This window comes from Bacteroides acidifaciens, from assembly GCF_024623065.1.
Taxonomy (GTDB): Bacteria; Bacteroidota; Bacteroidia; order Bacteroidales; family Bacteroidaceae; genus Bacteroides; species Bacteroides acidifaciens.
This window is the reverse complement of sequence record NZ_JANJZR010000014.1, coordinates 70,172-79,771: the sequence shown is the minus strand read 5'-3', so window position 1 is coordinate 79,771 and position 9,600 is coordinate 70,172. Positions and strand designations below refer to the sequence as shown.

The following is a 9,600-nucleotide window of genomic DNA, read 5'->3' as shown; positions in this document are numbered from 1 at the left end:
CCTCTCGATGCTATATTGGCGCTCGTCTAAACTGACGGGCTATATCTTCGCATCCTTTGTTTTCGCTGAATAGTTACAAAAAGTTTGTTGTTTTAATCGCTTTGTCTTATTAGCAATAACCATAGGGGTATGTCTAAAATGAAAATAAAATCCAATTATGTATAGAGAAAACAGCTTTATATCAATATTTTAATTGTTTGTATTTTCTTTCAGTTGTTTTCATCCGTTTCTCTCTTTTAGCTCTTTTTCGGTACATTTTTGTTTCTTATTTGTTTCTTGATTTCGGTTTTTATTTGTACATTTGCATTAGAAAACAACGTATGAAAAGAATCAATTATGCCACGAATAAAGAAGCCTAAAAAAGTAAAAGAACCCATACGTCTCCGGACGAAGGATTTGTCTGATGGCAGTAAGAGTTTGTATCTGGATGTGTACCGTAACGGCAAACGGACATACGAATACCTGAAGATGTATCTTATTCCGGAAACAGATCGGAATGCCCGTCGGCAGAACGAGATTACGATGGCTGCTGCCAATGCCATCAAATCGAAACGCATCATCGAACTGACCAGCGGAGAAGCAGGTATAGTGAATCACGTGGATAAGGTTTATCTGCTCGATTGGATGAAAACCTATAAAGAGTATCAGGAAAAACGGGATAAGAAGGGCGTCGGCCAAATCATAGCTGTTACCCATATCTTGAAAGATTACGCGGGAGAACGGTTCACTTTGGACCGGATAGACCTTGATTTTTGTCAGGGCTACATCGACTATATGCTGACAACCTATCGTCCAAAAGGGAAGCCGATAGCTGCTTCTACACGCAATACCTATTACCAGATCTTCAACGGCGCACTTAACGCTGCTGTCCGTGCCAAACGGTTGTTGAGAAATCCGTTTAATGAAATGGAGAAATCGGAGAAACCCAAGATGCCGGAAAGCGTGCGTAGTTACATGACCATCGAAGAGGTGCGGTCATTGATTGCCACCCCTATGGAGAACGAAACGGTGAAGAGTGCCTACCTGTTTTCTTGCTTCTGCGGACTACGCATCAGCGACGTGAAGGGTCTGAAATGGAAAGACGTGTTTCTTGATCATGGTCAATACCGTTTGGCTGTGGCCATGCAGAAAACCAAAGAGCCGATTTATCTTCCACTGTCCAATGAGGCGTTGAAATGGATGCCGGAACGTGGAGATAAGACGGGGGACGACAACGTATTCGATTTGCCATCTACTGTCAATACGCTTATTAAGCCGTGGGCCAAGGCCGCCGGAATTTCCAAACAATTTACGTTTCACACAGCCCGGCATACGTTCGCGACCATGATGCTGACGCTTGGTGCAGACCTCTATACCGTATCTAAGTTGCTCGGTCATACATCTGTGAGAATGACGCAGGTTTACGCTAAAATCGTCAATAAGAAAAAGGATGATGCGGTCAATTTAACGAACGGATTATTTGATTGACACATTAATCCGCATATCAAATTTGAATTTGCAGACAAGAATTTTATATTTGTAATTCCAATGTTTTTCATTGGATTACAAATCATCATATATATGTATTAACCCATTAAAATAATTTTCGGACATGAAACGACCAAACAATGGTCTTCTCTCTTTTTGAAGGGAGCCGACACGTGAATCACTTCGCTACTGAGCAGGATGTAGCAGAAGAGTTATTCGCCCTGCTTTCCGAGGCGAGAGTTATTTACCTTCAGGATGTCATTGCAGACGGCAAACGGTATAACCGTTACGTGAATGATTTCGTAAACAGTCACCGCTACATCAACTGTAACGATGCTGTTTGCAGGAACTGCCACGAGATGAACATCCACATCGTCAAGGGACTGCTACACGATTGTGCAGGTCTCGTCAAAAAATTCTTTACCGCAGACACATTCTCTTTTGAGGATTGCATGAGACTGAAGTGGAAGTACGACTTCTACGAGTCATCTCCCGGCAGTCCAGGTGCGGATAATCCGGCTCACACTCCTCCGCTTTCTTTTGGCTGCAATTTTTCCAGAGAACAGATGAAAGGCATCGCGGCTTGTGCCACAGCTTTTCATCTGTTTTGCGTTTCTACACTCTGCATCGAGGACATGGAGGCGCTTTTTTCCTGCCGGGAAGATTTCAGCATCCGGGTAAACAACGTCCGCCACGTGGCTGTCATGTTCGATGCCCTGCTCGAAAACAGGCTCATCGAACCATACTGGCAGTCAGTTCTTGACAAAGGACGGTTCCTTGTGTCAAAGGACGGCAAATCGTACGTCTCTGCCTCAAGCCTGTCCACGGCCCTGTCTATCGCGAGGATAAAAAAGACAGCCGTCGCCAACGGGATTAGAAAGGCCATCGCCGGATTGAAGGAATGACATGAAGTGCTAAAAAGCCAAGCATGTGAAAGGTAAAAGCGTGATAATTGCACTGATACCTGTATGGTATCAACCCGCAACGTCTCGCTGTCACTTACACATCGTCTAACTTTGCCCTCCGTAACGCGCTACAGATACGGAGGAGCACCTTCATTGTCTAATTTTAACATCAGTCTTATGCAAAATAGAATTACATTCATGGAACGGTTGAGCGAACGGATAACCGCCATAGAAGCGGTTCTCAAGAAGTTGGAACCGGTAGAAAACCTTTTGGAACGTGTGGCTTTGCTGGAAAACAATATCTACACGACCAAGAAAGTCTTTACATTCCAGGAGGCGTGCATGTACATCGGTGTTTCGGAGAGCCTGCTATACAAACTCACGTCAAACAAAGAGATTCCGCACTACAAACCTCGTGGCAAAATGCTTTACTTCGCCAAAGATGAGCTGGACGAATGGCTCCTGCAGAACTGTGAGCCTACCGTGGATGACGTCGAACGTATGGCTACGGAATCGTCAACCACACAACCATTCTTTAACAAGAGACGCTATGGAAAACGAAAAAAGAACTGAACGTAATACCGGGACGGGAATCAACGAAAACCGCTTGTCGGACATACTCATAGTATCGCAGATAAAGGCCACGGACACTTACGAGACACCCCCACAGATTATCTGGATAGATAACTCCACTATCGCCACGCTGGGCAATTTCAGTGCTTCAACCGGTAAGGCAAAGTCAAAAAAGACGTTCAACGTGTCGGCCATCGTCGCCGCATCCCTTGCCGGACGGCAGGTACTGAATTACCGGGCACATCTGCCCGAGGGCAAACAGCAGGTTCTGTACGTGGACACGGAACAGAGTCGCTTCCACTGCCACAACGTACTGGAACGCATCCTGCGGCTCGCAGGGTTGCCCACCACGTGCGACAACGAAAACCTTGATTTCATCTGTCTCAGGGAATACTCGCCGTCCGTTCGTATAGAGGTTATCGACTACGCCTTGCGCCAAGGCAAGGGGTACGGCCTGGTCATCATCGACGGAATACGTGACCTGATGCTGGACATCAACAGCACGGGTGAATCGGTGGAGGTCATCAACAAGATGATGGAATGGTCGTCGAAGTACAACCTGCATATCCATTGCGTGCTCCACCTGAACAAGGGCGATAACAACGTGCGCGGGCATATCGGTACGGAGATGAGCAACAAGGCAGAGACCGTGTTGGTTATCAGTAAGAGCAACGAGAATCCTGCAATCAGCGAGGTACATGCGCTGCACATCCGGGAGAAGGAGTTCAAGCCCTTCGCCTTTACGGTGGATGAAGGCGGACTTCCGGTCATGGCCGAGAATCACTCGTTCGACGGAAACGCCTCTGAGCGGTCCAAGAACCGGACAGGATTCATGAACCTGTCTGTCGAGCAGCACAGGGAGGCCCTCTCCATCGCTTTCGGGGATAAGCCTATCAAGGGGTTCGAGAACGTGTTACAGGCGATGATGACAGCTTACGAAGCCATCGGGTTCAAACGGGGACGTAGCGTCATGATAAAACTGTTGCAATACCTGACCGACAACCTGAAGCTGGTCATCAAGCGGGACAAGCTCTTCTACTATGATGTAACCCCCACCGAAGCCATGCTTTTTGATGAAGAATGACGGCGGGCGCGGGCATATATATTTTAGTTTACTTTAGTATCTATCTATATATAGGGAGGAAAACCAAAGTAAACTGTTTTTTGAAAACAAGTGAAAAGAAATCGACATGACTATAGCAGAAGCAAAACAGCTGCGCATCGTGGACTATCTCGCCCGTCTGGGGTACCATCCCAGGAGCGTGAAATCGGACCAGTACTGGTACCTTTCACCGCTGCGCGATGAGCGCACGCCGTCATTCAAAGTCAATGACCGGCTGAACGAGTGGTATGACTTTGGCGCGGCGACGGGTGGCGATCTGGTGGAACTGGGCAAGCATCTTTACCGGACGGACGACGTGAGCGAGGTACTCGCATACATAAAGCGGCACGAGGGCGTTGCCCCGATACCCAGAATCCGGATTGCGGACACGACACCCCGACCCGTCGAATGCGAGATGCAGGACATAAGAATCGTGCCGTTGCGACATCCCGCGCTGCTCTCCTACCTGCGCACCCGTCTGATCGACGGGGATATCGCGCGTATGTTCTGCCGGGAAGTGCATTACGAGCTACGGAAACGCCACTATTTCGCCCTTGCATTCGGCAATCTCTCCGGCGGATATGAGGTACGCAACCCTTACTACAAGGGATGTATCAAAGAGAAGGACATCTCTCTGGTAAGGCATTCGCGGGATGGCACACAGAACCGGATTTGCGTGTTCGAGGGCTTCATGGACTTCCTCTCTTACCTGACATTGAAACAGGCGGGTGATGATACTGTCTGCATCGGCACGTCTTGCGACTATCTCGTGATGAACTCCGTGAACAACCTGAAGAAAGCGCTGGTTCACCTGAAGGAGTACCCGATTATCCATTGCTACCTTGATAATGATCTTGCCGGGCGGAAAACCGCAGAGACCATAGCCGGTATGTATGATGAGTATGTTTGTGACGAAGCGCACCGTTACGGCGAATACAAGGACCTGAATGATTACCTGCGCGGGAAGAGGTTGTAGGACCCGCCGCCCGTTCTGCCAGAAAGCTCTCCTCTCCGGAGGGCTTTTTTTATGTCCCGTCATGACGTAAATTTCCCCTTAAAGTATGATATTAAAGTATGATTTACAATTTTCATACTGATTTTATATGCTAATTTATCGTTTAGCATCAAGATTTTTCCGCATATAGAATATAATCCTTTCCTTTGCAATCATACTTTAATCGAATTTTAATATCATACTTAAAAATATGAAATCATACTTTATATTCGCCATTGTCCTGACGGTGTTGTACGTCATCTATTATGCGATCAATATCGCCCGGGACCTCTATGGAAAGAAAGAGAGCGGCAAGACGGACGAGGAGGTCTTTGACCTTGGCCTTGTGGATGCCACGGAAGAGAGCATCAGCGTCTCGGAGAACGAGACCGGTTTCAGCATCGGAAGCGAGAAGTACGACACGGAGGTCGAAGCGGTCGCCACGCCTGCGGTGCAGGACGACGATGCGGAACAAGAAGAAACCGCTCATATACGGTTCGAGCGTCTGAAAGCGAAGGCGGAGGAACGGATGGAAGATACCGTCCCTTACCTGTCTGACCCTTTCACATCGGAGGAGATGTACAAGGCGATGGTTTCCAGAGGATGTTTGGAAAACCGTCCCGAGTTGAAGTGGAAGCCTGTCAAAGATAAGTTGTAAAATGTCAAGGACGAAAAAGATACTCTGTACGCTATGTTCCATCCTCCCATGTTCGGCATTTGCCAAAAGCGGCGGCGTGAATTACAGTTGGGGTGCGGACGCGCTGGCCACGATGCACGACTTCGTGGTCACGATGATGCTGTATGTCCAGTATATGTGCTACGCACTCGCCTCGGTTTTAGTTGTCATTGCCGCGCTCCAGATTCATATCAAGATGAACCGGGGCGACGACGACATAACCAAGTCCATCATGATGCTTGTCGGTGCCTGCCTCTTTGCCATCGGCGCATTCTTCGTGTTCCCCGCCTTTTTCGGTTATCGCATATAGAGACCTAAGATGCGAAGACGTACCGCCGCAGTGACGGTACGGAAAACAATAAATCAATAAAATATAAAAGATCATGTTTCAAAAAGCAAAAAGACTGATGAAGAAGCTGACCTCTGCCAAGAAGAAGATGCAGATGTTCATGCTGATGATGCTGTGCGGCCCGACGGCTGTCATGGCACAGAACTCCGCCGGAGACTATTCCGCCGGAACGACGGCGCTGGCGACCGTTACGGAGGAAATCGCCAAGTACGTTCCTATCATGGTGAAGCTCTGCTACGCCATTGCCGGTGTAGTGGCTATCGTAGGCGCAATCAGCGTCTATATCGCCATGAACAACGAGGAACAGGATGTCAAGAAGAAGATTATGATGGTTGTGGGCGCGTGTATCTTCCTGATTGCCGCCGCACAGGCCCTGCCGATGTTCTTCGGTATCGGTGGTTAAACCTGACGTGCGATGCAAGCCAAGGACGAACGTTATCCCGACTATCCGCTGTTCAAGGGGCTGCAACGGCCCCTTGAACTGATGGGGCTTCAAGGACGCTACATCTACTGGGCTGCGGGTGCGGCCGGCGGAGCCATTGTCGGCTTCATCATCGCGTACTGTCTGGCCGGTTTCGTGTCCGGGCTGGTCGTGCTGGTCGCGGTCTTGTCCACGGGTATCGCGCTCATCATGCTCAAACAGCGGAAAGGGCTGCATACCAAGAAAGAGCTGCGCGGCGTGTACGTCTATGCCTACTCGAAGAAACTATGACGGTAGAAAGAAAACCACCACGTGCAACGTGTGGTCCTATTGAATGTTGAACGCGGGCAGGGCCGCCTGAAGTTCGGGCGGCTCTGTCTTTTTTATGTGTATTGAAATGACATTGTACATCATACTGCTTTTTATAACCCTGTGCGCCGGCATGGCAGTGTCGGTCTATGCTTTCGGCACGGGAGGCAAGCGCAAACGTATCTTCCAGGACATCTATTTCTCCGTGGAAGAGACGAACGGTGTAGGCGTACTGTACACCAAGACGGGAGAATACTCTGCCGTGCTGAAGATAGAGAACCCGGTACAGAAATACTGTGCCAACATCGACAGCTACTACGAGTACACGCACCTGTTCACAGCCATAGCGCAGACGCTGGGCGAAGGATATGCCATCCACAAGCAAGACATTTTCATGCGGAAGCAATTCGGGAACGAGACGGGCGACGGGCGCGAGTTCCTGTCATCGGCCTACTTCCGCTATTTCAAGGGACGCAACTACACGGACAGCGTGTGTTACCTGACTATCACGCAGGAGGCGAAGAAGAGCCGCTTGTTCTCTTATGACGGCAAGCAGTGGCGCGACTTCCTTGTGAAGATACGCAAGGTACACGACCAGTTGCGTGACGGCGGTGTGCAGGTGAAGTTCCTGAACAAGAAAGAAACAAGCGAGTATGTGGACCGCTATTTCGCCATGAACTTCAAGGACCGCATCGTGTCGATGACCAACTTCAAGGCGGACGAGGAGACGGTCTCCATGGGTGACAAACGCTGCAAGGTGTACAGCCTTGTGGACGTGGACTACGCCGCACTGCCCTCGCAGATCCGTCCCTATACCAATATCGAAGTCAACAATACGGAAATGCCGGTGGACCTCGTGTCGGTTATCGACAGCATCCCGAACGCGGAGACGGTGGTATATAACCAGATCATTTACCTGCCCAGCCAGAAGCGTGAGCTGGCCATGTTGGATAAAAAGAAAAACCGGCACGCGAGCATCCCGAACCCGAGCAACCAGATGGCCGTCGAGGACATCAAGCGGGTGCAGGAGGTCATCGCCCGTGAGAGTCGTCAGCTCGTGTACACCCACTTCAACCTGATTGTCGCCGTACCGGCCGACACCGACCTGCAGAAATGCACGAACCATCTGGAAAACGCTTTTGGGCGCATGGGCATCCATATCAGCAAGCACGCCTACAACCAGCTGGAGCTGTTCGTCAGTTCGTTCCCGGGCAACTGCTATGGCATGAACGAAGAGTATGACCGTTTTCTGACGCTGGGTGACGCCGCCATGTGCCTGATGTACAAGGAACGCATACAGCACAGCGAGGAGACGCCGCTGAAAATCTACTACACCGACCGTCAGGGCGTGCCCGTGGCTATTGATATCACGGGAAAGGAGGGAAAGCACAAACTGACCGACAACTCCAATTTTTTCTGCCTGGGGCCTTCGGGCAGCGGCAAGAGCTTCCACATGAACTCCGTCGTGCGCCAGCTTTACGAGCAGGGAACGGACGTGGTGATGGTCGATACGGGAAACAGCTACGAGGGACTTTGCGAGTACCTGAACGGCAAGTACATCAGCTACACGGAAGAGAAGCCTATCACGATGAACCCGTTCCGCATCCACCGCGAGGAGATGAACGTGGAGAAAACCGGTTTCCTCAAGAATCTCGTGCTGCTCATCTGGAAAGGTTCGCAGGGCACGGTCACAAAGACGGAGGAGCGTCTGATAGAACAGGTCATCACGGAGTATTACGACACTTATTTCAATGGGTTCGACGGCTTCACGCCTATGCAGCGCGAGGATTTGCGCAAGAGCCTCGTTATCGACGACCGCAACCACAGCGAACGGCAGGAAGAAAACGAGGTGCAGCGTGCCGGGCGCATCGAACGCATGATTAACGAAATGGAACATCGCCGCAAGGAGTTAAAAGTGGAAGAGCTGTCTTTCAACTCGTTCTACGAGTTTTCCGTGCAACGTATTCCAGACATCTGCGACGAAAACCGTATTTCGGGTATTGACATTTCGACATACCGCTACATGATGAAAGACTTTTACCGTGGCGGCAACCATGATAAGACGTTGAACGAAAACATGGACAGCTCGCTGTTTGACGAAACGTTCATTGTCTTTGAAATCGACAGTATAAAAGATGATCCTCTCCTGTTCCCTCTTGTTACGCTGATTATCATGGACGTGTTCCTGCAGAAGATGCGTATCAAGAAGAACCGCAAGGTCCTGGTCATCGAGGAGGCATGGAAAGCCATTGCCAGCCCGCTCATGGCCGAGTACATCAAGTTCATGTACAAGACGGCCCGTAAGTTTTGGGCTTCGGTGGGCGTGGTGACGCAGGAGATACAGGACATCATCGGCAGTCCTATCGTCAAGGAGGCCATCATCAACAACTCGGACGTGGTGATGCTGCTCGACCAGAGCAAGTTCCGCGAGAGGTTCGATGAAATCAAGGCCATTCTCGGGCTTACGGACGTGGACTGCAAGAAAATCTTCACCATCAACCGCCTCGAAAACAAGGAAGGGCGCAGCTTCTTCCGCGAGGTGTTCATCCGCCGGGGAAGCACCAGCGGCGTGTACGGCGTGGAGGAACCGCACGAGTGCTACATGACCTACACGACCGAGCGGGCGGAGAAAGAGGCCCTGAAACTCTACAAGAGAGAACTCCGGTGCAGCCATCAGGAAGCTATCGAGGCGTATTGCCGCGACTGGGACGCCAGCGGTATCGGCAAATCCCTGCCGTTTGCCCAGAAGGTCAATGAGGCGGGACGGGTATTGAATCTGAAACCGAAGCAATAAAATCATATAG

The 9,600-nt window shown here is 50.1% G+C and carries 10 protein-coding genes; all 10 read left to right on the top strand.

Features of this window, described 5'->3' with window-relative positions:
• The first annotated feature begins 336 nt into the window (after positions 1–336).
• Positions 337–1,467: a site-specific integrase gene (locus NSB03_RS06480; RefSeq protein ID WP_135038511.1), complete on the top strand. Its 1,131-nt coding sequence runs from the start codon at positions 337–339 to the stop codon at positions 1,465–1,467.
• 140 nt (positions 1,468–1,607) lie between these two features.
• Positions 1,608–2,372, top strand: coding sequence for a hypothetical protein (locus tag NSB03_RS06475; RefSeq protein WP_024987491.1), 765 nt, complete (start codon positions 1,608–1,610; stop codon positions 2,370–2,372).
• Between the two features lie 198 nt (positions 2,373–2,570).
• On the top strand, positions 2,571–2,945 hold the full coding sequence (locus NSB03_RS06470) for a helix-turn-helix domain-containing protein (RefSeq protein ID WP_172501093.1): 375 nt from the start codon (positions 2,571–2,573) through the stop codon (positions 2,943–2,945).
• A complete protein-coding gene (locus NSB03_RS06465) occupies positions 2,923–4,029 on the top strand; it encodes an AAA family ATPase (RefSeq protein ID WP_024987489.1) in 1,107 nt (368 codons plus the stop codon). Before NSB03_RS06470 ends, NSB03_RS06465 begins: the two co-directional genes overlap by 23 nt.
• Positions 4,030–4,135: 106 nt before the next feature.
• Entirely contained in the window at positions 4,136–5,023 is an 888-nt protein-coding gene (locus NSB03_RS06460) for a DUF8464 domain-containing protein (RefSeq protein WP_135038513.1), read from the top strand.
• A 229-nt stretch (positions 5,024–5,252) separates the two neighbouring features.
• Positions 5,253–5,699: a hypothetical protein gene (locus NSB03_RS06455; RefSeq protein ID WP_024987488.1), complete on the top strand. Its 447-nt coding sequence runs from the start codon at positions 5,253–5,255 to the stop codon at positions 5,697–5,699.
• Between the two features lies 1 nt (position 5,700).
• Positions 5,701–6,027 carry a DUF4134 domain-containing protein gene (locus tag NSB03_RS06450; RefSeq protein WP_135038515.1) on the top strand — a complete coding sequence of 109 codons (327 nt, stop codon included), beginning with the start codon at positions 5,701–5,703 and terminating at the stop codon, positions 6,025–6,027.
• A gap of 73 nt (positions 6,028–6,100) precedes the next feature.
• Positions 6,101–6,469, top strand: coding sequence for a DUF4134 domain-containing protein (locus NSB03_RS06445; RefSeq protein ID WP_024987487.1), 369 nt, complete (start codon positions 6,101–6,103; stop codon positions 6,467–6,469).
• 12 nt (positions 6,470–6,481) lie between these two features.
• Positions 6,482–6,778 carry a DUF4133 domain-containing protein gene (locus tag NSB03_RS06440; RefSeq protein ID WP_024987486.1) on the top strand — a complete coding sequence of 99 codons (297 nt, stop codon included), beginning with the start codon at positions 6,482–6,484 and terminating at the stop codon, positions 6,776–6,778.
• 106 nt (positions 6,779–6,884) lie between these two features.
• Entirely contained in the window at positions 6,885–9,590 is a 2,706-nt protein-coding gene (locus NSB03_RS06435) for a TraG/VirB4 family ATPase (protein ID WP_024987485.1), read from the top strand.
• Positions 9,591–9,600: the final 10 nt, after the last annotated feature.